Raw genomic sequence first — 26,612 nt, 5'->3', positions numbered from 1 at the left:
TCATGGCCTCGGTCCCTTCCCTCGCTTCCTCCGTCGAACAGCGCGTCTCGGACGCCCTCGCCTCCGCCCTGCCGGAGGCCGGTGCGGCCGACCCGCTGCTGCGACGAAGCGACCGGGCCGACTTCCAGGCCAACGGCATCCTGGCGCTCGCGAAGAAGGCCAAGGCCAACCCGCGCGAGCTGGCGACGACCGTGGTCGAGGCCATCCCCACGGGTGACCTGATCAAGGAGATCGAGGTCTCGGGCCCCGGCTTCCTCAACATCACCGTCTCGGACGAGGCAATCGTCCGCACGCTCGCGGCGCGTGCCGCCGACGACCGGCTCGGCGTGCCGCTGTCGCCGTCGGCCGGCACCACGGTGATCGACTACGCGCAGCCGAACGTGGCCAAGGAGATGCACGTCGGCCACCTGCGCTCGGCCGTGATCGGCGCGGCGATGGTGGAGATCCTGGAGTTCACGGGCGAGAAGGTGGTCCGCCGCCACCACATCGGCGACTGGGGCACCCAGTTCGGCATGCTGATCCAGTACCTGCTGGAGCACCCGCACGAGCTGGACCACAAGGGCGGGGAGGGCGAGGCGTCCGGCGAGGAGGCCATGTCCAACCTCAACCGCCTCTACAAGGCCTCGCGCGCGCTCTTCGACTCCGACGAGGAGTTCAAGACGCGGGCCCGGGCGCGGGTGGTGGACCTCCAGGCGGGCGACGAGGAGACCCTCGCCCTGTGGCAGCGGTTCGTGGACGAGTCGAAGATCTACTTCTACTCGGTCTTCAACAAGCTCGACATGGACATCCAGGACCCGGACGTGGTCGGCGAGTCCGGCTACAACGACATGCTGGCGGAGACCTGCAAGCTGCTGGAGGACTCGGGCGTGGCCGTCCGTTCCAACGGGGCGCTGTGCGTGTTCTTCGACGAGTACAAGGGACCGGACGGCAACCCGACGCCGCTGATCGTCCAGAAGTCGGACGGCGGCTTCGGCTATGCCGCGACCGACCTGTCGGCGATCCGCGACCGCGTGGGCAGCCTGAAGGCGGACACGCTCATCTACGTGGTGGACGCCCGCCAGGGCCTGCACTTCAAGATGGTCTTCGAGACGGCCCGCCGCGCCGGCTGGCTGAACGACGAGGTCAAGGCCGTGCAGCTGGCCTTCGGCACGGTCCTGGGCAAGGACGGCAAGCCGTTCAAGACCCGCGAGGGCGAGACGGTCCGGCTGGTCGACCTGCTGGACGAGGCGGTGGAGCGGGCGGCCTCCGTGGTCCGGGAGAAGGCCCAGGACCTCACGGAGGAGGAGATCGCCGAGCGCGGCGCCCAGGTGGGCATCGGCGCGGTGAAGTACGCCGACCTGTCGACGTCCGCGTCCCGCGACTACAAGTTCGACCTGGACCAGATGGTCTCGCTGACCGGCGACACGTCCGTGTACCTCCAGTACGCGTACGCGCGGATCCAGTCGATCCTGCGCAAGGCGGGCGAGGCCCGCCCGGCCGCCCACCCGGAGCTGGAGCTCGCGGCGTCGGAGCGGGCGTTGGGCCTGCACCTGGACGGCTTCGGCGAGCTGGTGGCGGAGGCCGCGGCCGAGTACGCCCCGCACAAGCTGGCCGCGTACCTGTACCAGCTGGCCTCGCTGTACACGACGTTCTACGCGGAGTGCCCGGTCCTCAAGGCCGACACCCCGGAGCAGGTCGAGAACCGCCTCTTCCTGTGCGACCTGACCGCCCGCACCCTGACCAAGGGCATGTCCCTGCTGGGCATCCGCACCCCCGAGAAGCTCTGACGCCTCGGGCGAACAGAACACCGAGTGGCCCCCTCCCTGCCGGGAGGGGGCCACTCGCTATTCCGGTCCGAACACCTCGATCTTGCATCGGGGGCTGCCCGACCGTGCGATCCGCGCGTCACAGGTGGCCAGCGGGACCTGCAACCCCTCCGCGAGGGCGACATATGTGGCGTCGTACGCGGACAGGTTCGCGTACAACTCGCGCACTCGGGGCAGGACGGGCACGTGCTCCATCCGCCGGACCGGCAGGGCTGCGAAGTCGTCCCAGGCCGCGTCCAGCTGGGCGTCGGTGAGCTTGCCTCCACGGTGCCTGCCGAGAAGTGCATGGGCGACTTCCACGTCGAGCAGGTGTGGCGCCGCCAACCGTTCGCCCAGCACCCGCTCCCTGAGCGTTTCACCGACCGGTCCCGCGTCGGCCACCAGCATGACGACCGCACTCGCGTCGATCACGATCATTCGCGCCGCCGTCCTGCGTCCAGGTCCGCGAGCACCTCGTCTGCGCTCAACCGGGCCGATACGCGCGCCCGGATCCGGGTGACGACGTCCTCCATCGACGGTGTGGCCGCCTCCTCCTCCAACAGGGTGCGGGCGTAGGCCTGCAAGGACTGGCGGCTTCGGGCGGCACGTATTTTCAGCTCGGCGAGCGCCTCGTCGGACAGATCACGCACGTAGAGAGTGGCCATGCAACAAGAGTAGTCGCACTGCCAGCATTCTGCTGGCAAATGAACTCTCCCCTCCTGGAGCGGCCCGGGGCCGCTCCGGAACGCCCCCCGCCGGGATGACCGTGCCCTGTCATGCCCTCCCCGTTCGGCCGGGCAATACCGAGCGGTAGCGTCCCGTTCACACAGCCCTCCTACGGTCGGCGCGAACCCTGCCGAACACCCGAGGGGAATCTCCCGCACATGCGCCGCAGACCGTTGAAGACGCTCACCGTCCTGGCCATCGCCAGCGCCGTGGCCGCCGGCACCGCCGCCACCGCGAACTCCGCGCCCCAGCAGAGCGACTCGCACCAGGACATCAGGAACGTCATCTACCTGCTCGGTGACGGAATGGGCCGCACCCACGTGACCGCCGCGCGCGACCGGTTCATGGGCGCCGGCGGCAAGCTCACCATGGAGACCCTCCCCCACACGGGCGCGGTAGCCACCTACGCCGTCGAGAAGAACAGCGCGAAGCCGGCCCTGGTCACCGACTCGGCCAGTTCCGCGACCGCCTGGGCCTCCGGCGTGAAGACGTACAACGCGGCCATCGGCGTGGACGCGTACGAGAAGAAGGTCGGCACGCTGATGGAGCAGGCCCACGCGGCCGGCTTCGCCACGGGCAACGTCTCCACCGCCGAGATCACCGACGCCACCCCGGCCGCCCAGTTCAGCCACGCGCTGCTGCGCGGCTGCCAGGGCCCGGTGTACTCGGACGCCGCCTGCCTCCCCAAAAAGGACGACGGCAGCTACGAGGCCGCCCCGGCCGACAAGACGCTGATCACGCCGATCGCCGAGCAGATCGCCCGCAACGGCACCGCCGACGTCATCCTCGGCGGCGGCCTGGCCCGCTTCGAGCCGGACGACCAGAAGGCCCTCCAGGCGCAGGGCTACCAGGTCCTCGGCAGCTTCGGCGACCCGAAGCTGCCCGCGCAGACGGCCGCCAGCCAGAAGGTCGCCACCAAGGCCGACCTGGACAAGGCCAACGGCAAGAAGGTCATCGGCCTGTTCAACCGCGGCAACCTGACCGTGGAGCACAACAAGGCGGCCCTGCCGGCCGACGCCGCGCAGAAGCAGGAGCCCTCGCTCGCGGACATGACCCGCAAGTCGATCCAGCTGCTGACGGACCGCAAGCAGGGCGGCTCGTACGACCGCGGCAAGTCGAAGAAGGGCTTCTTCCTCCAGGTCGAGGGCGCCCAGATCGACAAGCGCTCGCACGCGAACGACGCCGCGCAGACCCTCGACGAGATCAAGGCGTTCGACGACGCGGTCAAGGCCGCGTACGAGTTCGCGAAGAAGGACGGCCACACCCTCGTGATCGTCACGGCGGACCACGAGTGCGCCGGCTTCAACATCATCGAGAAGGGCACGTACACCAACGCCGAGGCCGTGGCGCCGCCGTCCAACACGGACGCCGGCAACCCCGCCAACAACAGCGTCCCGTCGCGTTCCTCCTCGGGCGCCAAGGACCCGGCCCGTTCCAGCGGCATCGTGAACGGCGCGGGCTCCGGTGACACGAAGAACTTCGCCCCGGCCACCTTCCGCACCCCGGACGACCCGGCGGGCGTCAAGGACGGCAGCCCCGAGGCCAGCCTGTGGCTGACCTACCTGTCCGGCAACCACACCGGCGCCGACGTCCCGATCTACGCCTACGGCCCGGGCGGCAACGCCTTCGCCGCGAGCCAGATCAACACCGAGCTGTACGGCAAGATGTACCGCTCGCTGTTCGGCCGCTCTCCGCAGCAGCACTGATCCCCGGGCGGCCGGGGCCGGGGGCGCACTCCCCCGGCCCCGGCCGCCCGCTTTTTCCCCAGGAGCACACCCCCGATGTCGCTGACGTACCTCCCCCGCGTCGCTGCCGCCGCCGCGGCCGCCGCCGCCCTGTTCGCGCTCGCCACGGGCTGCTCGGGCGCCCCGGCCCCGTCGGCGGCCGAGGACCCCGCTCCGGCCGCCGCGCCGGTGTCCCTGCCCGCCCCGCGCAGCGCGCCCGCTCCGGCCGCCGTCCTCACCCCGGCCCCGGCGGCGGGCGAGGTCCGCACCGAGCAGGGCCCGTTCACGGACCGCGTGAAGCTGACGGACCTGAAGCTGACCGGGGCCCCGTCCGTCACCGGCCACATCGCGATCAGCTCGGACGTCAGCGACACCCTGGCCCTGGAGCTCACCGCCGCGTACTACGACGCGCAGGGCCGCCTCCTGGGCACCGGCACCTTCCACTACGAGGAGGAGGGCGAGGAGGGCCACGCCGGACAGCCCCACACGGGCCCCCGCGCGGCCGGCGACGGCATCGACTTCACCGTCCCCGCCGACCGCCTCACCGGCACCCCGGCCGCCGCGGTGCTCTCGATCCCGGTCCTGGTGAACGAGTAGCCGCCGGACTTCCGGGGCCGCCCGCGTGGAGCCTTCCCCCTCCCTTCCGCCCGACTTCACCCGGATGGTCCGGTTCCGCCGCCGGAGGGCGGGTAGGGGACGGCCCGTCCGCCCCCTCACCCGACCCCGGAGACGCGCGTGCCCGACATGAACGGCCCCTACAAGCCCGGCACCCCCTGCTGGATCGACCTGATGGTCCCCGACCAGCGGGCCGCCCTCGACTTCTACTGCGACCTCTTCGGCTGGCAGGGCGAGGTGGGCCCGCCGGAGACGGGCGGCTACGCCGTCTGCACCCTCAAGGGCAAGCCGGTCGCCGGGATCATGAAGGCGACGAACCCCGACGGGACGGTGCCGGACCCGCTGCCGCCGACGGTGTGGACGACGTACCTGGCGACGGACAGCATCGACTCCACCGCCAAGTCCGTCACCGACGCCGGCGGCACGGTCATGATGGGCCCGATGGACGTCATGGACCTCGGCCGGATGGCCGTGATCGCCGATCCCGCGGGCGCGGTCGTCGGCCTGTGGCAGCCCGGCACCTTCGACGGCGCGGGCATCGTCAACGAGCACGGCGCGCTGATCTGGAACGAGCTCACCACGCCCGACCTGCCGGGCGCGTCCGCGTTCTACTCCTCGATCCTGCCCGTCACCACGGCACGGTCCGAGATGCCCGGCGCCGAGGGGTACATCGAGTTCCAGGTCGCCGGCCGCGCGGTGGGCGGGATGATGGACCAGACCAATCTGCCGCCGGGCGTGCCGCCGCACTGGCAGCCGTACTTCCGCGTGGACAACGTGGACGAGGTCCAGGCAGCCGCCGTCCGCGCCGGGGGTACGGTCCTGGCCCCGGCCTTCGACATGGCGGCGGGCCGCATGGCGGTCCTGGCCGACCCCCAGGGCGGCGCGTTCTCCGTCATCACCCCGTCGATGCCGGAGCAGCAGGCCTGACCCGCCCGGCCCCGCTCACCGAGCGGGGCCGCCGGTACCGCCGGGCGCGGCGGGCCCGCTCCCGGCGGCGTCAATAGTGGTAGCGGGCCTGGGCGACCTCGACCGCCCCGTCCCTGATGCGGTACACCAGCCGGTGCTCGTCGGTGATCCGCCGGGACCACCACCCGGACAGGTTCTCCTTCAGCGGCTCCGGCTTACCGGCGCCCTCGAACGGCGTGCGCTGGATCTCCTCGATCAGGCGGTTGATCCTCTTGAGCACCTTCGGATCGGCGGTCGCCCAGTACGTGTACTGCTCCCAGGCCCGGCCCGAGAAGAGCACCTTCACCCAATGGCCCCTTCGTCGCCGTCCTCACCGATCAGCTCCCTGACCTGGCCCCGGCCGGCATCCAGTTCCGCGATGGACTCCATCAGGATCTGGGCGTTGCGCGGCGAGCGCAGGAGGTAGACCGTCTCCTGCCAGGACCGGAAGTCCTCGGCCGACATGATCACGACGTCGCCGTGCTCCCGGGAAGTGACCTCTATGGGCACGTGGTCCTCGTTGACCTGCCGGATCAGCGGGTAGAAACGCTGCCGGGCCTCGTTCGCCGAGATCGACACGGGCTCACCTCCCACTCCACAGTCGTACGGGATTACCGTACCAGTCGACGCCTTCGATGGCGCGGCTAACAGCCGTCGGAGCGGAACTCGGCCCACACGACCTTCCCGGGCGACCGGGGCAGCACCCCCCACAGGTCGGAGACGGCCTCCACGATCCGCAGCCCGGTCCCGGGCGGCCGCCCGATGATCCGCGACCGCCCGGGACCGCTGTCGTGCACCTCGACGCGCACGCAGCAGTCGAAGTTCAGCAGCCGCACCCGGTACGACCGCCCGCGCGGCACCCCGTACCGCAGGGCGTTGGTGGCGAGCTCGCTGACACACAGCACGACGTCGTCCCGGCGCTCCGCGACGTCCCACGCCGCGAGCGTCTCGCACGTGAAGTCCCGCGCGGCGGAGACGGTTTGGAAGGCCCTGGGGAACAACCGCTCACACAGGAGGCCGGGTTGAGTATTTAGGTTCACGGGACGATCGTGGCGCGGAGTGACTAGCTTGTGACAGTGAGCCCACCCGTACTCTGAGACGAGTACGGGTGCGCCGGGGATAATCCGCGTCCGAAGGCGGGGAGTTCATCGCCATGCCACCGAAGAAGCGCCCGCGCCCCAATGCGACGACCATGAAGATGGTCGGCCGTCAGGTAGCCGCCGCAAGGATCGCGAAGAACCTGACACAGAGGCAGCTCGCCGACCTGATCAAGGTGGACGAGGAGAGCATCGGGTCCATCGAGCAGGGCCGACGGGCGCTCATGCCGCACGTCGCCGAACTACTGGACCTACACCTGGCTTTGCCCGGCACACTGACCGTCGCGGCCAACGAGATGCCTGCCGTGGATGTGATCCCGCCCTGGGCGGAGGAGTACATGGAGCTGGAGAAGCGGGCCATTGCGCTGTCCTGGTACGACAACCAGGTCATCCCAGGTCTGCTCCAGCCCGAGTGCTACGCCCGAGCCGTCTTCGCCTGCCGCGTACCGGCCTACGATCAGGAAAAGATCAACGCGCTCACGGCGGACCGACTGGACCGCCAGAAGATACTGCGCCGCGCGACGGCCCCCACTCTGAGTTTCGTCATCTGGGAGCCAGTCGTCCGCCACCGCATCGGCGGCCGCAGGGTGCACGAGGAGCTGCTGCGATACCTGCTCGTTTGCGCTGAACTCCCAGATGTTTCCATCCAGGTCATGCCGCTCGACCAACCCGTCCACGCTGGTCTCAACGGCCCCTTTACGCTCCTGGAAACCCCGGATCACCAGCACTTCGCGTACACCGAGAGCCAACGCGGCAGTCACCTCATCGCCGACCTGGACGAGGTCAGCATCCTTGCGCGGAAGTATGCGATGCTGCGAACTCAGGCCCTCAACACCGAGCAGACGCGCGGCCTGTTGGACCGCTTGCTAGGAGAGCTATGAGCACCACACTGGAGTGGTTCAAGTCCAGCTACAGCGGCGACGAGGGCGGACAGTGCCTCGAGGTGGCCACCACCCCCACCACCGTCCACGTCCGGGACTCCAAGGTCCCGGACGGGCCGACGCTCGGCCTCGCCCCCGCGAGCTGGGCGGCGCTGACCGGCTGGGTCAGCCGGTAGCGCCGCCCGGACCCCGAGTCAGCGGGTGATCGGGTACGACGTGCGCCCGGAGGCGTCGTCGATCTCGTTGTGCGCCTTGCTGAGCAGCTGCTCCTTTATGTCGTTGAGTGCGCGGGCTGCCGCGATCTCCTCACCCACGCGGGGTTGATTGCCGTCACTGGGGTGGCGGCTTGCGTAGCCGTGCCCGCGGACCTCGTTCCCGTCCGGTAGCCGGACCATGGCCGCCGCCCGCGTGCGCTTGTTGTCCTCCTGGAACTCCATTTCCACATGCCATCCGACGGCATCCTTCATGGCGATCACCTCCGTGGCCGCTGATACCAGCGTGCACCCGCGGGCGCACCCCCGCACGGCGGGCCGCAGGCCCGGGCTCAGCGGGTCAGGTCCACTGCTTCGCCATCGACGTGCCCGGCAGCGGCTTGCCGATCAGCGCGAGCGGGATGTAGAAGTTGACCTGTCCGATCGCGACGACCAGCGTGGTCAGCGCCTTCTCGTCGTAGTGCCGCGACGCCTCCGCGAACAGCGCGTCCGAGACGCGTTCCGTGCCCGCCTCCGGAGCCGTCAGCACGGCCTCGACCAGCGCCAGCGCCGCCCGCTCGGCGTCCGTGAAGTACGGGGCGTCCTGCCACGAGGACACGGCCGTGATGCGTTCCTCGGACTCGCCGGACCGGCGCAGGTTCCCGGTGTGCATCAGGGTCAGGTACGTGTTGCCGACGATCTGCCCGGCCCGCAGGTACACCAGCCCCAGCGTGCTCTTCGGGACGGTGTCGTTGTCCACGGCCTTGAACAGGGCCTGTGTCACCGCGCCCAGTTCCGGCAGCAGGGCCACCGGGTCGGACATCCGCGAGCGGAGCCCCCGGGCGGCGGCGGTGTTCCGTGTCTCGGTCATGATCGGCCTCTCCTCTGGTCGGCACGGCGTTCTCACCGCACTGACCGATCCTGCGAGGCGGATGTGACGTCCCGGGGGAGAAAACCTGGAGCGGCGGGCGGCCGGCCCCGTCGGACCGGCCCCCACCCCCGCCAAAGGTCAGCGCTCGCGGCGCAGCCGGCCCGCGACCTCGGTCGCCCAGTACGTGAGGATCGTGTCCGCACCCGCCCGCTTGATGCCGAGCAGGGTCTCCATGATCGCCCGGTCGCGCTCGATCCAGCCCTTCTCCGCGGCCGCCTCGATCATGGCGTACTCGCCGCTGATCTGGTACGCCGCCACCGGCACGTCCACGGCCTCGGCGACCCGGTGCAGGATGTCCAGGTAGGGGCCGGCCGGCTTCACCATGACCATGTCGGCGCCCTCCTCCAGGTCCAGCGCCAGCTCCCGCAGGGACTCGCGGGCGTTCGCCGGGTCCTGCTGGTAGGTCTTGCGGTCGCCCTGGAGGGAGGAGGCGACGGCCTCGCGGAAGGGCCCGTAGAAGGCGGAGGAGTACTTCGCGGTGTAGGCGAGGACCGCCACGTCCTCGTGGCCCGTCTCGTCCAGGGCGTCGCGGATCACACCGACCTGGCCGTCCATCATGCCGCTGGGGCCCACGACGTGGACGCCCGCGTCGGCCTGGACCTGGGCCATCTCCGCGTACCGCTCCAGCGTCGCGTCGTTGTCCACGCGGCCGTGCTCGTCCAGGACCCCGCAGTGACCGTGGTCGGTGTACTCGTCCAGGCACAGGTCCGACATGATCACCAGGTCGTCGCCGACCTCGGACCTCACGTCGCGGATCGCCAGCTGGAGGATGCCGTCCGGCTCGGTGCCGGCCGTGCCCAGGGCGTCCTTGTTCTCGTCCGCCGGGACGCCGAACAGCATGATCCCCGCCACGCCCGCCTCGACGGCCTCCACGGCGGCCTTCCGCAGCGTGTCCCGCGTGTGCTGCACGACGCCCGGCATCGCCGAGATCGGCAGGGGCTCGCTGATGCCCTCCCGGACGAACGCCGGCAGGATCAGGTCCGAGGGGTGCAGCCGGTACTCGGCGACCATCCGCCGCATCGCCGGGGTGGTGCGCAGCCGACGGGGCCGCGAGCCGGGGAAGGATCCGTACGCGCTCATCTTCTAGTCGCCTCTTCGAGCATCGACAGCAGTCGCCCCCAGCCTAGGCCGTCCCCTCCGGGCCCCCGCGCCCAGCACCGCGGCCGGCCGCCCGGCAGCACGCCGAAGGGGCCCGGGGCGCTCTGCGCACCCGGACCCCTCCCGCCACTAACCCGGCTAACGCCGCCGGCCCGCTCACGTCGTACGACGGCGCCGCGCGCCCGGACGGCGCTCGCTGGGCCGGGCCACGGTCTCACCGGCCTCCTTGGCGGCCTCGCGGCGGGCCTCCCCGTACGCGGCCAGCGCCTCCGCCAGCTTGCCCACGCTCGGCTCCGGCGACAGCACGTCCACGCGCAGGCCGTGCTCCTCCGCCGTCTTGGCCGTCGCCGGCCCGATGCAGGCGATGACGGTCACGTTGTGCGGCTTGCCCGCGATGCCGACCAGGTTGCGGACGGTCGAGGACGACGTGAAGAGAACGGCGTCGAAGCCGCCGCCCTTGATCGCCTCACGGGTGTCCGCCGGCGGCGGCGAGGCGCGCACGGTCCGGTAGGCGGTGACGTCGTCGACCTCCCAGCCCAGCTCTATCAGGCCGGCCACCAGGGTCTCGGTGGCGATGTCGGCGCGCGGCAGGAAGACGCGGTCGATCGGGTCGAAGACCGGGTCGTAGGGCGGCCAGTCCTCCAGCAGCCCGGCGGCCGACTGCTCGCCGCTCGGCACCAGGTCCGGCTTGACGCCGAACTCGACCAGCGCGGCGGCGGTCTGCTCGCCGACCGCGGCGACCTTGATGCCCGCGAAGGCGCGCGCGTCGAGCCCGTACTCCTCGAACTTCTCCCGCACCGCCTTGACGGCGTTCACCGAGGTGAAGGCGATCCACTCGTAGCGGCCGGTGACCAGGCCCTTGACCGCCCGCTCCATCTGCTGCGGGGTGCGCGGCGGCTCCACGGCGATGGTCGGCACCTCGTGCGGCACCGCGCCGTACGAACGCAGCTGGTCGGAGAGCGAAGCGGCCTGCTCCTTGGTGCGCGGCACGAGCACCCGCCAGCCGAACAGCGGCTTCGACTCGAACCAGGCCAGCTCATCGCGGCGCGCGGCCGCGCCCTGCTCGCCGACCACGGCTATGACCGGCCGTGCGCCCTCGGGCGACGGAAGCACCTTGCCCTGCTTGAAGACCTGGGCGATGGTGCCCAGGGTCGCGGTCCAGGTCCGCTGCCGGGTCGTCGTACCGCCGACGGTCACCGTCAGCGGGGTCTCGGGCCCACGCCCGGCCGACACCAGCTCGGCGGCCGCGGCGGCGACCGTCTCCAGCGTGGCGGAGACGACCACGACGCTGCCCTCGCTGGCGCCCACCTCGGCCCAGCAGCGCGCCGAGGCGTGCCTGGCGTCCACGAAGCGCACGTCCGCGCCCTTGTCGCCGCGCAGCGGGACGCCCGCGTACGCGGGCACGCCGACGGCGGTCGCGACACCGGGCACGACCTCGAAGGGGATCCCCTCGTTCGCGCAGGCCAGCATCTCGGCGGCGGCGTTCCCGTCGAGCCCCGGGTCGCCGGTGACGGCACGGACGACCCGCCTGCCGGAGCGCGCGGCCTCCATGACAAGATTGGCGGCGTCGCGGATCACCGGCACCCCGGCGGCGGCTGACTTCTCGTCAGCGACCGTCAGCTGCGGCGTGTCGACGCCCGCGCGCGCGTGGGTCCGTACGACGTCGAGCACCTCGGGCTCGGCGATCAGTACGTCCGCGGCCGCGAGCGCCTCGACGGCGCGCAGCGTCAGCAGACCCGGGTCGCCGGGGCCGGCACCCAGGAAGGTGACGAGCCCTTGGACCGCGACGGCCGGGAAAGCGGAGGTGGTGGGGCTTGAGGGGTTCAAAGGGATCGCTCCCCCATCAGACCGGCCGCGCCCTTGGCCAGCATCTCGTCCGCGAGTTCACGGCCGAGCGCCATGGCCTCGTCGTACGACTGGGGCACGGGACCGGTGGTGGACAGCTGCACCAGCGTGGAACCGTCGAGGGTTCCCACGACACCACGCAGGCGCATTTCATTGACAGTCTGGCCGTCGGCCAGGAGGTCGGCGAGCGCGCCCACGGGCGCACTGCAGCCGGCCTCCAGCGCGGCGAGCAGGGCACGCTCCGCGGTCACCGCGGCCCGGGTGTGCGGGTCGTCGAGCTGACCGAGCGCGGCGATGAGCTCCGCGTCGGAGGCGAGGCATTCCACGGCCAGGGCTCCCTGGCCGGGGGCGGGCAGCACGTTGTCGACCGACAGCAGGTCGGTCGCCTCGTCACCGCGCCCGATCCGGTTCAGGCCGGCGGCGGCGAGCACGACGGCGTCGAGCTCCCCGTCCCGCACGAACCCGATCCGGGTGTCGACGTTGCCCCGGATGGCGACGCACTCGATGCGCCTGCCCAGCCCCTTGGCGTACGCGTGCAGCTGCGCCATGCGGCGCGGCGAGCCGGTACCGACCCGGGCGCCGTCGGGCAGCTGCTCGAAGGTCAGCCCGTCGCGTGCCACGAGGGCGTCGCGCGGGTCCTCCCGCTTCGGCATGGCGGCGATGACCAGCTCGTCGGGCTGCGTGGTCGGCAGGTCCTTCAGCGAGTGCACGGCGAAGTCGACCTCGCCGCGCGCCAGCGCGTCGCGCAGCGCGGTGACGAACACGCCGGTGCCGCCGATCTGCGCGAGGTTCTCGCGGGACACGTCGCCGTACGTCGTGATCTCCACGAGCTCCACGGGCCGGCCGGTGACCGCCCGGACCGCCTCGGCGACGTGCCCGGACTGGGACATGGCCAGCTTGCTGCGGCGTGTGCCGAGCCTGAGGGGCTGGCCGGGACGTGAGTTCATGATGCCCGTCCTGGGTCGTCGTTCTTCGGATCGGCCGCGTCCGCCCGGCTGACGGATGCCACCGTCTGAGGGTCGAGGTCGAAGAGTTCACGCAGCGCCTCGGCGTACCCGGCGCCGCCGGGTTCGCTCGCGAGCTGCTTCACGCGCACGGTCGGCGCGTGGAGGAGCTTGTCGACGACGCGGCGCACGGTCTGGGTGACCTCAGCGCGCTGCCGTTCGTCGAGGTCGGGTACCCGCCCGTCGAGCCGTGCCACCTCCATGGCGACGACCTCGGCGGCCATCGCCCGGAGGGCGACGACGGTGGGGGTGATGTGCGCGGCCCGCTGGGCGGCGCCGAAGGCGGCCACCTCCTGGGCCACGATCCCGCGCACGGCGTCGACGTCGGCGGCCATCGGCGCGTCCGCGGACGCCTCGGCGAGGCTCTCGATGTCCACGAGGCGCACGCCCGGGATCCGGTGCACGGCGGCGTCGATGTCCCGGGGCATGGCCAGGTCCAGCAGCGCGAGGCGTACGGGGGCCCCGTCGCCGTGGGCGCGGTTCTCCCGCCGCGGCTGCCGCTGGGCGGGGGCGCCGCCCTGATCGGCCCAAGCCCCGTGCAGCTCCAGCGAACTGGCGTCCACCCCGGCCAGCGCGGACCGCCCGTCCCCGGCGGGCACGTCGACGGGACAGCCGTCGACGCCGGCCTGACCGGCGGCGGTGATGGTCCGAGCGGCCCCGGCATCGGCGAGCCGCCGCCCGCCTTCGGCGGCGGCGACGAGCCGGGCGACGAGCGCGGCGTCGGGCGCGGCTACCGCGACGGCCTGCGGCGCGCGCCCGGCCGCGGCGGAGCCGTCGGCCACGCCCGGCGCCACGGGCGCGTGCGCTCCTGCCTCAGCCTGGGGCGCAGCCCCGGTTTCGGGAAGGGGCGGGGTGGGGGAGTGCCCCGCAGGGCCGCCCGACACCGCCGCGGCGACGTCGTCCCCGGTCAGCACCAGGCCGGTGGCCCCCGTACAGGAGACCACCACATCGGCCAGCGCCAGCTCGTCCGCGACGGCGGACATCGGAACCGCCCGCGCGGCCACACCGGTGCCCGAGGCAACCAGAATCTCCGCGAGACGCTCCGCCCGCTCCGCGGTCCGGTTCGCGACGGCGATCTCCGCGACCCCCACCCGCGCGAGCGTGGCGGCGGCCAGGGAGGACATCGACCCGGCGCCGATCACCAGCGCCCGCTTCCCGGCGGCCCAGTCGGCCACCGGCTCCCGCACGGCCAGCTGCTCCAGGCCGAAGGTCACCAGCGACTGCCCGGCCCGGTCGATCCCGGTCTCCGAGTGCGCCCGCTTGCCGACCCGCAGCGCCTGCTGGAAGAGGTCGTTGATCAGCCGCCCGGCGGTGTGGAGCTCCTGCCCCAGCGCCAGCGCGTCCTTGATCTGGCCGAGGATCTGCCCCTCGCCGACCACCATCGAGTCCAGGCCGCACGCCACCGAGAACAGGTGGTGCACCGCCCGGTCCTCGTAGTGGACGTACAGGTAGGGGGTGAGCTCCTCCAGCGCGACCCCGCTGTGCTGGGCCAGCAGCGTGGACAGCTCGGCGACACCGGCGTGGAACTTGTCCACGTCGGCGTACAGCTCGATCCGGTTGCAGGTGGCCAGCACGCTCGCCTCGGCCGCCGGCTCGGCGGCCAGGGTGTCGTGCAGCAGCTTGACCTTGGCGTCGACGGACAGCGAGGCCCGCTCCAGCACGCTCACCGGCGCGCTGCGGTGGCTCAGGCCAACGACGAGCAGACTCATGCCGGCATCACCGCCGGAACGTCGCCGTCGGGCCCGTTCTTGCGGGAGGTGGCGGCGCCCCGTCCGGCCGGCGGCTCGACGGCGGCGGCCGGAGCCGCCCCGGTCCCGCCGGCGGCACCGGCACCCGCGGCGGAGGCGCCCGCGGCAGGGGCCTCCGCGGCCCCGCCCGTCTCCTCGCCGGCCTTGCGCTGCTCATGGAACGCCAGAATCTGCAGTTCGATCGACAGGTCGACCTTGCGCACGTCCACCCCGTCCGGGACCTGGAGCACGGTGGGCGCGAAGTTCAGGATGGAGGTCACACCGGCGGCGATCAGCCGCTCGCTGACCTGCTGCGCGGCGCCCGCCGGGGTCGCGATGACCCCGATGGAGACGCCGTTCTCCTCGATGATCTTCTCCAGGTCGTCGGTGTGCTGCACGGGGATGCCCGCCACCGGCTTCCCGGCCATGGCCGGGTCGGCGTCGATCAGCGCGGCCACGCGGAAGCCGCGCGAGGCGAAACCGCCGTAGTTGGCCAGGGCGGCGCCGAGGTTGCCGATGCCGACGATGACGACGGGCCAGTCCTGGGTGAGCCCGAGCTCACGGGAGATCTGGTAGACGAGGTACTCGACGTCGTATCCCACGCCCCGCGTGCCGTAGGAACCGAGGTACGAGAAGTCCTTGCGCAGCTTCGCGGAGTTCACTCCGGCGGCGGCCGCGAGCTCCTCGGAGGACACCGTGGGGACCGAGCGCTCGGAGAGCGCGGTGAGTGCGCGCAGGTACAGCGGAAGCCGGGCGACAGTGGCCTCGGGAATACCTCGGCTGCGGGTCGCCGGTCGGTGAGTTCGGCCAGTTGCCACGATGCTCCTGCGGGATGAGCGGGGCTGTAGGCGGCCTCGTGTCCCAGGACCGCCCCGTCGAAAGCAGGCTATGTCTTTGTGAACGCGTGCACAAAGATTGTGTCCGCTTTGTCCGAGCAAAGTGACCGGGGTCACGCAGGCTGGGCGCGCGGGGCCTGACCCGGGAACGGGCCGAACCCGTTCAAATCCCGAGGGGGGCAAAGCGGTACACACTCCTCATCGATACGCCCCCGAGTCGCCATAAATCGCCCATGATGGTAACGGCACGGAGGGTCAGGCTCCCAATGCCCGTCGAAGACGGTCGGGGTTCACCCTCCAGAAGGTGTGCTGTTCCCCGTCCACCAGCACGACCGGAATCTGCTCCCAGTGCCGGCGGTAGAGCTCCTCGTCCTGCGAGATGTCCTTCTTCTCCCACTGCGCACCCGTCTCGGCGCACACCTTCTCGATCACTTCCTGGGCGTCGTCGCACAGATGGCACCCGGGCTTCCCGATGAGCGTCACCATCCGCTCGTCGGGACGCTTCTTTTCCTTACGGCGCAGCAAAGGGCTCATGCGGCCATTGTCCCGCGCCGCCCGCGTGTGCCCGAAGAGTTAACCGCCCTGTTTCCCGGCGGTTCGGGAACTCCCGAACACAGTGGCTATGCTCGCGTCATGGCCGCTCTGGGATGGCTCACCCCCCGTAGACGCTCCGCGACAGCACGGAGCGTGCTGGCAGGCGAGGCCTCGGCCGAGGCCGCCCGCAAGACCGCGCGGTCCGACGCACCACCGCAGCCCGCCCCGGCGGCGCCGGAGGCCCCCGAGACCGCAAGCGGAACCGGAGCCGAGACCGCCGCGGACGCCGTGCGGGAATCGGACGCAGCCGCGGACGCCGAGTCGGCGACCGCGGCCGAGCCCGCGTTCCCGGTCCCCGGCGACGACCTCGCCGCCGCCTTCTTCGACCTCGACAACACCGTCATGCAGGGCGCCGCGATCTTCCACTTCGGCCGCGGCCTCTACAAGCGCGAGTTCTTCCGCCGCCGCGAACTGGCCCGCTTCGCCTGGCAGCAGGCCTGGTTCCGGCTCGCCGGGGTCGAGGACCCCGACCACATGCAGGACGCCCGCGACAGCGCCCTGTCCATCGTCAAGGGCCACAAGGTCTCCGAACTCATGGCGATCGGCGAGGAGATCTACGACGAGTACATGGCCGAGCGGATCTGGCCGGGCACCCGCGCCCTGGCCCAGGCCCACCTCGACGCCGGCCAGAAGGTCTGGCTCGTCACCGCCGCCCCCGTCGAGACCGCCACGATCATCGCCCGCCGGCTCGGCCTGACCGGCGCCCTGGGCACCGTCGCCGAGTCCGTGGACGGGATCTACACCGGTCGCCTGGTCGGCGAGCCGCTGCACGGCCCCGCCAAGGCCGAGGCGGTGCGCGCGCTGGCCGCCGCAGAGGACCTGGACCTCGCGCGCTGCGCCGCGTACAGCGATTCGCACAACGACATCCCGATGCTGTCGCTGGTCGGACATCCGTACGCGATCAATCCCGACACAAAACTGCGCAAGCATGCCCGTGCGCACGACTGGCGGCTGCGCGACTACCGGACCGGACGCAAGGCCGTGAAGGTCGGCGTCCCGGCCGCCGCCGGCGTCGGCGCGATCGCGGGCGGCGCGGCCGCCGCCATCGCCCTGCACCGCCGCCGCAAGTAGCGACGCCGGGCCACACCCCTTCCGCGGGCGGCCCGGCGTTCATTCGCTCCCCTCTACCCGCACCCCCGGCGCGGCACTCCGGCCTGCCCGACTCGGTCGCGGGCACCCTGGAAGCTTCCATTCCGCGCACTGAAGCGATCAGTAACTGATCACCAACCAGGCCTGATTACGCCCTCGACACGCAACGGAAGTGTCCGAACCGGTGATTTCAGCAACTGGGTGTAGCACTGCCTGTACGAAGCGTTATTCTCCTCAGACGCATGCCGCCGCCCGCCTGTCGCCACGATGGGTGAACGGTCCCGCACTGCACGTGATGGAAGCTCTGCCTCTGGGAGTCCCGTGTACCCACCTGTCGGGGTTGACGCCTCGGGCCTGGCTACGCTGCGCGCAACGGTCCTCGACCACCTGCGCGGCTTCGTCCCCACCGCGTACGCCGTCCCCGCCTTCGCCGCCGTCCCTGCCGGCCTCGGCCCGGCCGGTCCCTGCTACGCCCTGACCGACGGCGGAGCGACGGTGGGCAGACGAGGTCGCACCAGCGCGGGGTCGGCCGCCGGCGGCGGCACGAGCGCGCCCACCGCCCGTCGCCCCACGGCGGACAGCGACCAGGCCCGCATGATGGACCTGGTCGAACGCGCCCAGGCGGGCGAGGCCGAGGCCTTCGGCCGCCTCTACGACCAGTACAGCGACACGGTGTACCGCTACATCTACTACCGCGTCGGCGGCAAGGCGACCGCGGAGGATCTCACCAGTGAGACCTTCCTGCGCGCGCTGCGCCGCATCTCCACCTTCACCTGGCAGGGCCGCGACTTCGGCGCCTGGCTGGTGACCATCGCGCGGAACCTGGTGGCGGACCACTTCAAGTCCAGCCGCTTCCGCCTGGAGGTCACCACCGGCGAGATGCTCGACGCCAACGAGGTGGAGCGCAGCCCCGAGGACTCCGTCCTGGAGTCCCTCTCCAACGCGGCCCTCCTCGAAGCCGTGCGCAAACTCAACCCGCAGCAGCAGGAGTGCGTGACCCTCCGCTTCCTCCAGGGCCTCTCCGTCGCCGAGACGGCCCGGGTCATGGGGAAGAACGAGGGCGCGATCAAAACGCTCCAGTACCGGGCGGTCCGCACCCTCGCCCGCCTGCTGCCGGACGACGCCCGCTGACGCCGGCGAACCACGCCCGCGAAAGAACACGACGACCTCACACCCGGTGACCCCTCGATGACGCTGTGGTCCGATCATCCTTCGTCCGTAACCCAAGTGCCGCGCCGCTCGTTGTGCGGAATGCAGGCTCCCTGTGGACACGCCCTGCCCGAAGCCACTCACCCGAAAGTGTGGATGTGCTCAAGGAAGGCAACCCTCCGGACACCTTGGGGAGTCGATCGTCATGACGAGAGGAGGTGCCGCCAGTGATCGCGAACGTGACTCCGCACCGGCGGGCGAACGCCTTCGCCCAGGCCCTGGAAGGTCGGACCCCGTCCGACCTTTCGGAACCGGAACCGGCGGCCGAGCAGTCCGAGGCACCTGCCGAATCTGCCGACCACGACCGGCTGTTGGCCCTGGCGAGTGCGCTCGGCGAAAGAATGCCGCGCCCGGTGCTGGACCCCGAGGTCAAAGTGGTGCAACGAGCACAGCTCGTGGCCGCCATGGAGGCCATGGTGATGGAGGAGAGGGCCGGGGGCGGTGCCGCCTCGGACCCTCAGGTGCCCGAGCAGCGGACCGGCCGCGGCGCCCACCGGGCGACCTCGCTCCGGAAATTGCGGCCCCGCTCCCGCTGGTCCAAGGGCATCGCAGCGGGCGGCCTCACCGTGGGTGTGGCCGCCGGGGCCTTCAGCGGAGTGGCCGCTGCCAGCACCGACGCCCTGCCCGGTGACTCCCTCTACCCGGTCAAGCTGGGCATGGAGGACCTCAAGCTGGGCATGGCCGACGAGGACGCGGACCGGGGCGAGCTCTACCTCGACCAGGCCTCGAACCGCCTGTCGGAGGCGCGCAGGCTGATGGAGCGCGGCCGGTCGGGCCCCCTCGACCACGAGGTCCTGGCCGAGATCCGGCGCGCCCTGGCGGGCATGAAACACGACGCGGCGGAGGGCCACCGGCTCCTCCAGGCGGCCTACGAACGGGACGGCTCGCTCGGCCCGATCCAGACGCTGTCCTCGTTCTCCCGCTCCCACCGCGACGCGTGGGGCCGGCTCCGGTCCAACCTCCCGCCGCAGCTGCACGACGTCGGCGACCAGGTGACCTCGGTCTTCCAGGCCATAGACGATGACGTGGAGCCGCTCCAGGGCCTCCTGCCGAAGCCCCCGGAGCAGAACCGCGGCGGACAGGGCTCCGGCCCGTCCACGGCGGGCACCCCGGCGGCCCCGGGCAAGCAGCAGCCCGCCCCCGCGTCCGGAGCCCCCTCGCAGCCGACCGCACCGTCCGCGCCCAGCTCCTCCGGCAGCCCGGCGCCCGGCAGCGGCCTCCTCGGCGGCACCGGCGGCCTGCTCAACCCGCCGGCACAGGGCCAGTCCACCCCGGGCGCCCCGGCGACCCCGGAACTCCCGCACCCGGACATCACCCTCCCGCCCCTCCTCCCGGGCCTGCTCCCGGGCCTGGGCATCCAGGCGGAAGACGCCGGGTAGGACGCACGGAAGGGGGCGGGACCACCCAGTGGTCCCGCCCCCTTCCGTCATGCCCTCAGAAGGCCGTGGCGTCAGAAGTCCGTGCCGTCAGAAAAACACCGACCGCCGCTGCACCAGCAGCTTGTACAGCGTGTGCTGGATCTGCTCCCGCACCTCGTCCGTCAGGTTGAACATCAGCATCGGGTCCTCGGCCGCCTCCGCCGCGTACCCGTCCGTCGGGATCGGCTCCCCGAACTGGATCGTCCACTTCGTCGGCAGCGGCACCGCCCCCAAGGGGCCCAGCCACGGGAACGTCGGCGTGATCGGGAAGTACGGCAGCCCCAGCAGCCGCGCCAGCGTCTTCGCGTTGCCGATCATCGGGTAGATCTCCTCCGCCCCCACGATCGAGCACGGCACGATCGGGGTACCCGCCCGCAGCGCCGTCGAGACGAACCCGCCCCGGCCGAACCGCTGCAGCTTGTAGCGCTCACCGAACGGCTTCCCCAACCCCTTGAAGCCCTCCGGCATCACCCCGACGAGCTCCCCGGCCTCCAGCAGCCGCTGCGCGTCCTCCGCGCACGCCAGCGTGTGACCGGCCTTGCGGGCCAGCTCGTTGACCCCCGGCAGCATGAACACCAGGTCCGCCGCCAGCAGCCGCAGGTGCCGCTCCGCCGGATGGTGGTCGTGCACCGCGACCTGGAGCATCAACCCGTCCAGCGGGAGCGTCCCCGAGTGGTTCGCCACGATCAGCGCCCCACCCTCCTTCGGGATGTTCTCGACGCCCTTGACCTCGACCCGGAAGTACTTGTCGAACAGCGGCCGCATCAGGGACATCAGGACCTGGTCCGTCAGCTCCTTGTCGTAGCCGAACGCGTCGACCTCGTACTCGCCCGTGATCCGCCGGCGCAGGAACGCCAGCCCGCCCGCGATCCGCCGGTCCCAGTCACCGCCGCCGCGCGCCCGGCCCGCCGGCGCCTCCACGGGCGCCACCAGCTCCACCGGCCCGGGCTCCTGCGAAGCCGCCTCCGGCGGCCGCGAGGGGGCCGCCACCGCGTCCACGGCCCGCGCCTTGCGCGCGCCACCGCCGCGCCGGCGCGGCCGGTCCTCGCCGAACGGAATGACCTTGGCGTCCGCCACTACCGCTCCACTCCCTCGTCCACCTTCAAGAATGCCGCGACCCGGTCCACGGCCCGCCCGACCCGCTCCGGGGGCAGCAGCCCGTTCCCCCGGCTGCGCGCGAAGTCCGCGAAGGTCTCCACCGTCGTGTACTGCGGCCGGAAACCCAGCACCTCGCGCATCTGCGCGGTCTCCACGACCCGCCCGTGCGTCAGCAGCCGGATCTGCTCCGGCGAGAAGTCCGTCGCCCCGACCGCCCGCAGCGCCTGGCCCACCCACGTCACCGCGGGCAGCAGCAGCGGCACCGCCGGCCGCCCCAGACGCCGCGCGCACTGCGACAGCAGCAGGACGCCGTCCCCCGCGATGTTGAAGGTCCCGCTGTTCAGCGTGCCGCGGCGCGGCTCCCCCGACGCCAGCCGCAGCACGTCCACCACGTCGTCCTCGTGGACGAACTGGAGCCTCGGGTCGTAGCCGAGGACCGTCGGCATCACCGGCATCGAGAAGTACTCCGCCAACGCCGAGTCCGCGAAGGGCCCCAGGATGTTCGCGAAGCGCAGCACGCACACCGCCACGTCCGGCCGCCGGCGCGCGAAGCCCCGGACGTACCCCTCGACCTCGGCGGCCTCCTTCGCGAAGCCGGCCGACGGCAGCGACTTCGGCTGCGTGGTCTCGGTGAAGACGGCCGGGTCGCGCGCCGTCCCCCCGTACACGCTGGTACTGGACTTCACCACGAGCCGCCGTACGGTCGGCGACTTCTGGCAGGCGCCCAGGAGCTGCATCGTCCCGATGACGTTGGTCTCCTTGACGGCACTGCGCCCGCCCGGCGCCCCGGGGGCGCCTCCGGTGACCGCCAGATGGACCACCGTGTCCACCGCGTGCTCGGCGAGCACGCGGGCGATCGCGGACTGTCTGATGTCCGCGTGCACGAACTCGGCCGAGCCGAGTCGGTGCGGCGGGGTCACGGCGTCGACCGCGATGACCCGCTCCACCTCGGGGTCTCGCTGGATGCGGCGCACGAAGCGGCCTCCCAGCTGCCGGGCAGCCCCGGTGACGAGCACGACCTTCCCCACGAGCTCAGCGCCTCCCTCGAGAAGTACCCCCGGCTGCACCGCAGCCCCTCCACCAGGATGGTGGAGGGGCTGCGGAGAACACGTACAGCTGCCGTTTACTTCTTGTTACGACGCTGGACGCGGGTGCGCTTGAGCAGCTTGCGGTGCTTCTTCTTAGCCATCCGCTTGCGCCGCTTCTTGATAACAGAGCCCACGACTACCCTCGCTCACTTCTCTTCACTCGGTGCGGGGCGTCTGGGCCCACACGACCTACGTCGGCCTAGCCTACCCGCCCGAGCTCCGAGCTTGTAATCCGAGGCTTCCGCAGGTGTTGCCCGAGCCTCGTTCTCAGGCCGACTCCACCCCCACGTAGGACTCACGGAGGTACTCGTGGACCGCGTTCTCGGGGACCCGGAAGGACCGGCCCACCCGGATCGCGGGCAGATGACCGTTGTGCACCAGGCGGTACACGGTCATCTTCGACACTCGCATCACCGAGGCGACCTCCGCCACGGTCAGGAACTGAACCTCACTGAGAGGCCTCTCGCCAGCAGCCATGACACCCACCTTGACCTTCCGCGCATGACGGGCACCGGCTTCCCCTCCGGTTACTCCTCGTCGTCGCACGCTCACTCCCCAGAGTAGGGGCGCGTGATACGGCTGGGGAAGAGGAGCTACGGCCACTCCTGACGCACCGGCAGCCCGGCGCGCCGCAACACGAACCGCGTGAGCGGTCCATAGGCAGCCGAGCGCACCGCGTCATCAAGCGGAACCACCGCCGCCACCCGCCCCTCGGCCTCCCCCACGAACAGCGCGGGATCATCCGTATCGGCCAGCCCGATCGCCTCCACACCAAGCTGACCTGCACCGCAGACCCATCCGTGATCACCGACGAGCAGTTCCGGGAGCGGCCCCCCGCCCTCCGCCAGCGCCCCGAGCGCCACCCGAACCGGGGCCGGCGAATGGGTGTGTGCGCCGGTGGCACTCCCGCCTCCCCGCGCGCCGGGTTCCCGCACCAACGCGACTCCCCGTACGTAATCGATCCGGTGCCGCCGTACGCCGAACCGGGTCGCCATGTCGACATGGGCCCCCTGCGCCGGGGTGAGGACAACACAGCCCGCCGCCGACACGGCCCCCGCCAAAGCGGCGTAGAACGACAGCAGCCGATGCGGGTGTCCCGTACCGAACAGCACCGGCGACCGCGCCCCGACCGCCTCCCGCAACCGCTCAGCGAACACCTCCAGCGCGGCCACCGTACGCTCCGGATCGATCACGTCCGGCCCGCTGACCTGCGCCGGGTCCGGGGAGACCCCGCACCGCTCCGCCATCAGCCCCAGCAGCGCACCCTCGTCCCAACGTCCGTCCGGGTCCAGCCCCAGCAGCACCCGGGGATCGCGCGCCGCGAACAGCCGGTAGCTGCGCAGGCTCTCCTCCCGGGTGGTGGCGACGGGCCCGGCCAACCGGGAGGCCAGCAGATGCGCGCGCAAGGCGCCCTCGCTCAACACCCTCCGATGCTGCCGCACGCGATCTGCCGGATCATCAGTTGCGACGCACAGCCCCACCGTTGGCGTAATCACGCCGCCAACTGATCACCCGTCACACCAGCATCCCGCGCAACGGGAACACCGCCCGACGCGTCGCCAGAACGGCCTGATCCGTACGGTCCGCCGGATCGTAACCCGCGTCCCACTCCCGCCACCCGGGCTCGCGCCCGTCCGTCATCCGGGCCGGCCCGTGCTGCCGCGTCCGCGCGTACACCTCGTCCCGCCAGGCCTGCGGCACCGCCGACCGCGGATCCACCGGCCGGTGCGCGGCGATCCCCACCAGGTGCGTCCACGACCGCGGCACGACGTCCACCACCGCGTACCCGCCGCCGCCCAGCGCCAGCCACCGCCCGCCCGCGTACTCGTGTGCCAGGGCGTGACAGGCCTCCTGCACCGCCCGCTGCGCGTCCAGCGACACCGCCAGGTGCGCGAGGGGGTCCTCGAAGTGCGTGTCCGCCCCGTGCTGGGTCACCAGCACCTGCGGCCGGAAGTCCCGCAGCAGCTCCGGCACCGTCGCGTGGAACGCCCGCAGCCACCCCTCGTCCCCGGTCCCGGCGGGCAGCGCCACGTTCACCGCGCTCCCCTCGGCCGACGGGCCGCCCGTCTCCTGAGGCCAGCCCGTCTGAGGGAACAACGTCCGCGGGTGCTCGTGCAGCGACACCGTCAGCACCCGGGGATCGTCCCAGAACGCCGCCTGCACCCCGTCCCCGTGGTGCACGTCCACGTCCACGTACGCGACCCGCTCGGCGCCCAGCTCCAGCAGCCGGGCGATCGCCAGCGCCGCGTCGTTGTACACGCAGAACCCGGCCGCCCCGCCCGGCATGGCGTGGTGCAGCCCGCCGGCGAAGTTCACCGCGTGCTCCGCCTCCCCGCGCCAGACGGCCTCCGCGCCCGCCACCGACTGGCCGGCGATCAGCGCGGACGCCTCGTGCATCCCGTGGAACGCCGGGTCGTCCACCGTCCCCAGCCCGTACGATCCGTCCGCCACCCCCGGATCCGCCGACACCTCGCGCACCGCCGCGACGTAGTCCTCGCGGTGCACCAGCCTCAGCGTCGACTCCCCGGCCGCACGGGCCGCCCGCACCTCCATCTCCCGGTCCAGCCCGAAGGCCCGCACCAGGCCCATCGTCAGCGCCAGGCGCACCGGGTCCATCGGATGGCTCGGTCCGAAGTCATACCCCGTTACCGCCTCGTCCCACATCAACAGCCCGGTCACCGGCTCGCCGCTCATGCCGCACACCGTATCGGGCCCGGTCCACCGTGCCGAACGAGCGGGCGTGGAACAGCGTGACGAGCACCAGCACCATCGGCACCACCATGGCGCCCCGGTAGTTCCAGGCCTCCCCGATCCCGCCGACGAGCGGCGAACCGACCAGGAAACCCACGTAGTTGAAGATGTTCAGCCGCGCCACCGCCGTGTCCGAGGCGTTCGGGAACAGCCGCCCCGCCGCCGCGAACGTCTGCGGCACGATCACGCAGAGCCCGATCCCCAGCAGCGTGAACCCCAGCATCCCCGTCCACGCCCCGGGCGCCGCCGCCACGACCGCGAACCCGGCCGCCGCCACCACCGCCCCGCAGCGCACCACGGCCACCGCCCCGAACCTCCGCACCCCGAGGTCCCCGACGGCCCGCCCGACGAGCGTGGTCACCATGTAGACGTTGTAGGGGACGGTCGCCAACTGCTCCGAGCTCCCCAGCACGTCCTGGAGGTACTTGGCACTCCAGTTCGCCACCGTGGAGTCCCCGATGTACGCGCACGCCATCACCAGGCACAGTGGCAGCAGCAGCCGCCCGCCCCGCTCGGGCCACCCCTGCGCGGCCTCGCCGGCTCCGGCCTTCGTGTCCACGTAGTACCGGCTCCCGGCGAACACGAGCGGCAGCATGACCACCACGGCCGGCAGGTATCCGGTGAACAGCGCCAGATGCCAGTGCGCCCCCGCCCAGGCCGCCGACGCCCCGAGGATGCCGCCCAGGCTGTACGCGGCGTGGAACCCGAGCATGATGGAGCGCCCGTACGCCCGCTGGAGGCTGACCCCGAGCATGTTCATCGAGGCGTCCAGCGCGCCGACCGCCAGCCCGAACACGCCCAGGGCGACGGCCGCGTGCCACAGCCGGGTCCCGGCCCCGACGCCGAGGAGTGCCAGTAGGACGACGGGCTGCGCCCACCGCAGCACGGTGCCGGGCGCGACCCGCTTCACCAGGTGCTCGGTGGCGACGCTGGAGACCCCGGCGAGAACCGGCACGGCGGCGAGGAAGGCGGGCAGCAGCCCGTCGGATATCCCGTACTGGTCCTGGATGGCCGGGATGCGGGTCACGAGCAGGGCGAACGTGACCCCTTGTACGAGGAAGCCCAACCCGAGGGCGCCGCGGCCCCGCCGCAACACGTCATCTGTCATGGCGGCACAGCGTAGGCCCCGCGCCTACCCGTGGGTAGAGCGATCACACACCCAATCCGAGCAGGGCGGACAGCTCCTTCATCTCCCCGAAGCAGGCGGTGGCCCCGGACAGCTTCGACGCGGGGAGCATGGAGGTGAACCCGAGGACGTCCATGCCGGCGGCCCGGGCGGCCTCGACCCCGAGCGGGCTGTCCTCGACGACCACGCACTGCGAGGGGTGGACGCTCATCATGTCGGCGGCGTGCAGGAACAGGTCCGGCGCCGGCTTGCCCCGGCCCACGTCCTCGACGCTGAAGATCCATTCCTCCTCGAACCATTCGCCGAGTCCGGCGGCACGGTGCCCGACGCGGATCCGCTCGTGGCTGCTGGAGGAGGCGACGCAGTACGGCACCCCCTGCGCGGAGAGCTCGCCGAGCACCTCGGTCACCCCGGGAACGGGCCGGAGTTCGCGCGCGAAGGCGGCGAAGATCCGCTCGTGGAGGACCCGGTCGAAGTCCTCCGGCAGCCGTTGCCCGGTGCGTGCGTGGACCACGTCGTGGATCCGGTGCACGGCGCCGCCCAGGTAGTCCCGCAGGCAGTCCTCGTACGTGGTGGGGTGTCCGAGTTCCGTGAGGTACTCGGCGAGGACGGTGTTGGCGAGCGGCTCACTGTCCACGAGGACGCCGTCGTTGTCGAAGATGACCAGCTGGTAGACCATCAGCCCACCATACGAGTGCCCGTCGCACGTACCCGGCAGGGCGGTGCGGGTAAACGGCTGAAAACGCAGAAAAGCCCCGCACCAGAAGGTGCGGGGCTTTCCCACAATGATTGTTCGGCGGCGTCCTACTCTCCCACAGGGTCCCCCCTGCAGTAC

The 26,612-nt window shown here is 71.8% G+C and carries 30 protein-coding genes; 9 read left to right on the top strand and 21 right to left on the bottom strand.

Features of this window, described 5'->3' with window-relative positions:
- Positions 1–2 precede the first annotated feature (2 nt).
- Positions 3–1,766 (top strand): arginine--tRNA ligase, encoded by a 1,764-nt coding sequence (gene argS, locus ACFY15_RS31445; RefSeq protein WP_390688366.1) that lies wholly within the window; start codon positions 3–5, stop codon positions 1,764–1,766.
- A 57-nt stretch (positions 1,767–1,823) separates the two neighbouring features.
- Here argS and ACFY15_RS31440 read toward each other — a convergent pair whose 3' ends face one another.
- The gene (locus ACFY15_RS31440) at positions 1,824–2,222 is read right to left on the bottom strand and encodes a type II toxin-antitoxin system VapC family toxin (protein ID WP_390826500.1); all 399 of its coding nucleotides are present in this window, start codon (positions 2,220–2,222) and stop codon (positions 1,824–1,826) included.
- The gene (locus tag ACFY15_RS31435; RefSeq protein WP_045948584.1) at positions 2,219–2,449 is read right to left on the bottom strand and encodes a hypothetical protein; all 231 of its coding nucleotides are present in this window, start codon (positions 2,447–2,449) and stop codon (positions 2,219–2,221) included. Before ACFY15_RS31435 ends, ACFY15_RS31440 begins: the two co-directional genes overlap by 4 nt.
- Before the next feature lie 219 nt (positions 2,450–2,668).
- Here ACFY15_RS31435 and ACFY15_RS31430 point away from each other — a divergent pair, with 219 nt between their 5' ends.
- The 3 genes from ACFY15_RS31430 to ACFY15_RS31420 all read left to right on the top strand — a co-directional run bounded on the left by ACFY15_RS31430 (position 2,669) and on the right by ACFY15_RS31420 (position 5,776).
- On the top strand, positions 2,669–4,216 hold the full coding sequence (locus tag ACFY15_RS31430) for an alkaline phosphatase (RefSeq protein ID WP_390688363.1): 1,548 nt from the start codon (positions 2,669–2,671) through the stop codon (positions 4,214–4,216).
- A 75-nt stretch (positions 4,217–4,291) separates the two neighbouring features.
- On the top strand, positions 4,292–4,831 hold the full coding sequence (locus tag ACFY15_RS31425) for a hypothetical protein (RefSeq protein ID WP_390688362.1): 540 nt from the start codon (positions 4,292–4,294) through the stop codon (positions 4,829–4,831).
- A 147-nt stretch (positions 4,832–4,978) separates the two neighbouring features.
- On the top strand, positions 4,979–5,776 hold the full coding sequence (locus ACFY15_RS31420; protein ID WP_390688529.1) for a VOC family protein: 798 nt from the start codon (positions 4,979–4,981) through the stop codon (positions 5,774–5,776).
- Between the two features lie 70 nt (positions 5,777–5,846).
- On the opposite strand, the gene ACFY15_RS31415 is transcribed toward ACFY15_RS31420, so the two are convergent.
- From ACFY15_RS31415 to ACFY15_RS31405, 3 genes are all read right to left on the bottom strand, one after another.
- Complete coding sequence (locus tag ACFY15_RS31415) at positions 5,847–6,101, bottom strand: Txe/YoeB family addiction module toxin (RefSeq protein WP_390688361.1); 255 nt, start codon at positions 6,099–6,101, stop codon at positions 5,847–5,849.
- On the bottom strand, positions 6,098–6,373 hold the full coding sequence (locus ACFY15_RS31410) for a type II toxin-antitoxin system Phd/YefM family antitoxin (protein ID WP_390688360.1): 276 nt from the start codon (positions 6,371–6,373) through the stop codon (positions 6,098–6,100). The genes ACFY15_RS31415 and ACFY15_RS31410 overlap by 4 nt, the downstream gene beginning before the upstream one ends.
- A gap of 65 nt (positions 6,374–6,438) precedes the next feature.
- Entirely contained in the window at positions 6,439–6,834 is a 396-nt protein-coding gene (locus ACFY15_RS31405; protein ID WP_390688359.1) for an ATP-binding protein, read from the bottom strand.
- A 113-nt stretch (positions 6,835–6,947) separates the two neighbouring features.
- On the opposite strand from ACFY15_RS31405, the gene ACFY15_RS31400 reads away from it, so the two are divergent.
- Together ACFY15_RS31400 and ACFY15_RS31395 are read left to right on the top strand one after the other, a co-directional pair.
- Positions 6,948–7,772, top strand: coding sequence for a Scr1 family TA system antitoxin-like transcriptional regulator (locus tag ACFY15_RS31400; protein WP_390826499.1), 825 nt, complete (start codon positions 6,948–6,950; stop codon positions 7,770–7,772).
- Positions 7,769–7,948, top strand: coding sequence for a DUF397 domain-containing protein (locus ACFY15_RS31395; protein ID WP_390826498.1), 180 nt, complete (start codon positions 7,769–7,771; stop codon positions 7,946–7,948). Before ACFY15_RS31400 ends, ACFY15_RS31395 begins: the two co-directional genes overlap by 4 nt.
- 18 nt (positions 7,949–7,966) lie before the next feature.
- Here ACFY15_RS31395 and ACFY15_RS31390 read toward each other — a convergent pair whose 3' ends face one another.
- The 8 genes from ACFY15_RS31390 to ACFY15_RS31355 form a co-directional block, all read right to left on the bottom strand.
- On the bottom strand, positions 7,967–8,239 hold the full coding sequence (locus ACFY15_RS31390) for a DUF1876 domain-containing protein (protein WP_390688356.1): 273 nt from the start codon (positions 8,237–8,239) through the stop codon (positions 7,967–7,969).
- Between the two features lie 85 nt (positions 8,240–8,324).
- Positions 8,325–8,834: a carboxymuconolactone decarboxylase family protein gene (locus ACFY15_RS31385; protein WP_390826497.1), complete on the bottom strand. Its 510-nt coding sequence runs from the start codon at positions 8,832–8,834 to the stop codon at positions 8,325–8,327.
- Positions 8,835–8,972: 138 nt separating this feature from the next.
- Positions 8,973–9,974: a porphobilinogen synthase gene (hemB, locus tag ACFY15_RS31380; RefSeq protein ID WP_390688354.1), complete on the bottom strand. Its 1,002-nt coding sequence runs from the start codon at positions 9,972–9,974 to the stop codon at positions 8,973–8,975.
- A gap of 174 nt (positions 9,975–10,148) precedes the next feature.
- Positions 10,149–11,819, bottom strand: coding sequence for a uroporphyrinogen-III synthase (locus ACFY15_RS31375; RefSeq protein ID WP_390688353.1), 1,671 nt, complete (start codon positions 11,817–11,819; stop codon positions 10,149–10,151).
- Positions 11,816–12,784, bottom strand: coding sequence for a hydroxymethylbilane synthase (gene hemC / locus ACFY15_RS31370; protein ID WP_390688352.1), 969 nt, complete (start codon positions 12,782–12,784; stop codon positions 11,816–11,818). The genes ACFY15_RS31375 and hemC overlap by 4 nt, the downstream gene beginning before the upstream one ends.
- Complete coding sequence (locus tag ACFY15_RS31365; RefSeq protein ID WP_390688351.1) at positions 12,781–14,550, bottom strand: glutamyl-tRNA reductase; 1,770 nt, start codon at positions 14,548–14,550, stop codon at positions 12,781–12,783. Before ACFY15_RS31365 ends, hemC begins: the two co-directional genes overlap by 4 nt.
- Positions 14,547–15,386 (bottom strand): redox-sensing transcriptional repressor Rex, encoded by an 840-nt coding sequence (locus tag ACFY15_RS31360; protein WP_390688350.1) that lies wholly within the window; start codon positions 15,384–15,386, stop codon positions 14,547–14,549. The genes ACFY15_RS31365 and ACFY15_RS31360 overlap by 4 nt, the downstream gene beginning before the upstream one ends.
- A 273-nt stretch (positions 15,387–15,659) precedes the next feature.
- On the bottom strand, positions 15,660–15,938 hold the full coding sequence (locus ACFY15_RS31355) for a glutaredoxin family protein (RefSeq protein ID WP_042815778.1): 279 nt from the start codon (positions 15,936–15,938) through the stop codon (positions 15,660–15,662).
- Positions 15,939–16,037: 99 nt separating this feature from the next.
- On the opposite strand from ACFY15_RS31355, the gene ACFY15_RS31350 reads away from it, so the two are divergent.
- The 3 genes from ACFY15_RS31350 (at position 16,038) to ACFY15_RS31340 (ending at position 19,675) form a co-directional block, all read left to right on the top strand.
- On the top strand, positions 16,038–17,069 hold the full coding sequence (locus ACFY15_RS31350) for an HAD family hydrolase (RefSeq protein ID WP_390688349.1): 1,032 nt from the start codon (positions 16,038–16,040) through the stop codon (positions 17,067–17,069).
- Between the two features lie 339 nt (positions 17,070–17,408).
- Positions 17,409–18,218 carry an ECF subfamily RNA polymerase sigma factor, BldN family gene (locus ACFY15_RS31345; RefSeq protein ID WP_042815776.1) on the top strand — a complete coding sequence of 270 codons (810 nt, stop codon included), beginning with the start codon at positions 17,409–17,411 and terminating at the stop codon, positions 18,216–18,218.
- A 245-nt stretch (positions 18,219–18,463) separates the two neighbouring features.
- The gene (locus ACFY15_RS31340; protein ID WP_390826496.1) at positions 18,464–19,675 is read left to right on the top strand and encodes a DUF5667 domain-containing protein; all 1,212 of its coding nucleotides are present in this window, start codon (positions 18,464–18,466) and stop codon (positions 19,673–19,675) included.
- Between the two features lie 87 nt (positions 19,676–19,762).
- On the opposite strand, the gene ACFY15_RS31335 is transcribed toward ACFY15_RS31340, so the two are convergent.
- The 8 genes from ACFY15_RS31335 to ACFY15_RS31300 all read right to left on the bottom strand — a co-directional run bounded on the left by ACFY15_RS31335 (position 19,763) and on the right by ACFY15_RS31300 (position 26,456).
- The gene (locus ACFY15_RS31335; RefSeq protein WP_390688347.1) at positions 19,763–20,791 is read right to left on the bottom strand and encodes a lysophospholipid acyltransferase family protein; all 1,029 of its coding nucleotides are present in this window, start codon (positions 20,789–20,791) and stop codon (positions 19,763–19,765) included.
- Positions 20,791–21,840, bottom strand: a complete 1,050-nt coding sequence (locus ACFY15_RS31330) for an NAD-dependent epimerase/dehydratase family protein (RefSeq protein ID WP_390688346.1) — start codon at positions 21,838–21,840, stop codon at positions 20,791–20,793. The genes ACFY15_RS31335 and ACFY15_RS31330 overlap by 1 nt, the downstream gene beginning before the upstream one ends.
- Positions 21,841–21,935: 95 nt before the next feature.
- Positions 21,936–22,034: a 30S ribosomal protein bS22 gene (locus ACFY15_RS31325; protein WP_003948845.1), complete on the bottom strand. Its 99-nt coding sequence runs from the start codon at positions 22,032–22,034 to the stop codon at positions 21,936–21,938.
- Between the two features lie 133 nt (positions 22,035–22,167).
- Entirely contained in the window at positions 22,168–22,377 is a 210-nt protein-coding gene (locus ACFY15_RS31320; RefSeq protein ID WP_008738568.1) for a helix-turn-helix domain-containing protein, read from the bottom strand.
- Positions 22,378–22,493: 116 nt separating this feature from the next.
- Positions 22,494–23,324, bottom strand: coding sequence for a phosphatase (locus tag ACFY15_RS31315; protein WP_390688345.1), 831 nt, complete (start codon positions 23,322–23,324; stop codon positions 22,494–22,496).
- Between the two features lie 91 nt (positions 23,325–23,415).
- On the bottom strand, positions 23,416–24,564 hold the full coding sequence (locus ACFY15_RS31310) for an acetoin utilization protein AcuC (RefSeq protein ID WP_390688528.1): 1,149 nt from the start codon (positions 24,562–24,564) through the stop codon (positions 23,416–23,418).
- Positions 24,536–25,759, bottom strand: coding sequence for an MFS transporter (locus ACFY15_RS31305; RefSeq protein WP_390688344.1), 1,224 nt, complete (start codon positions 25,757–25,759; stop codon positions 24,536–24,538). Before ACFY15_RS31305 ends, ACFY15_RS31310 begins: the two co-directional genes overlap by 29 nt.
- Before the next feature lie 43 nt (positions 25,760–25,802).
- Positions 25,803–26,456, bottom strand: a complete 654-nt coding sequence (locus tag ACFY15_RS31300; protein WP_390688343.1) for an HAD family hydrolase — start codon at positions 26,454–26,456, stop codon at positions 25,803–25,805.
- Positions 26,457–26,612 lie beyond the last annotated feature (156 nt).

Origin of the sequence: Streptomyces sp. NPDC001373 (assembly GCF_042895815.1) — a bacterium.
Taxonomy (GTDB): domain Bacteria; phylum Actinomycetota; class Actinomycetes; order Streptomycetales; family Streptomycetaceae; genus Streptomyces.
This window is presented reverse-complemented; position numbering and strand designations above follow the sequence as displayed.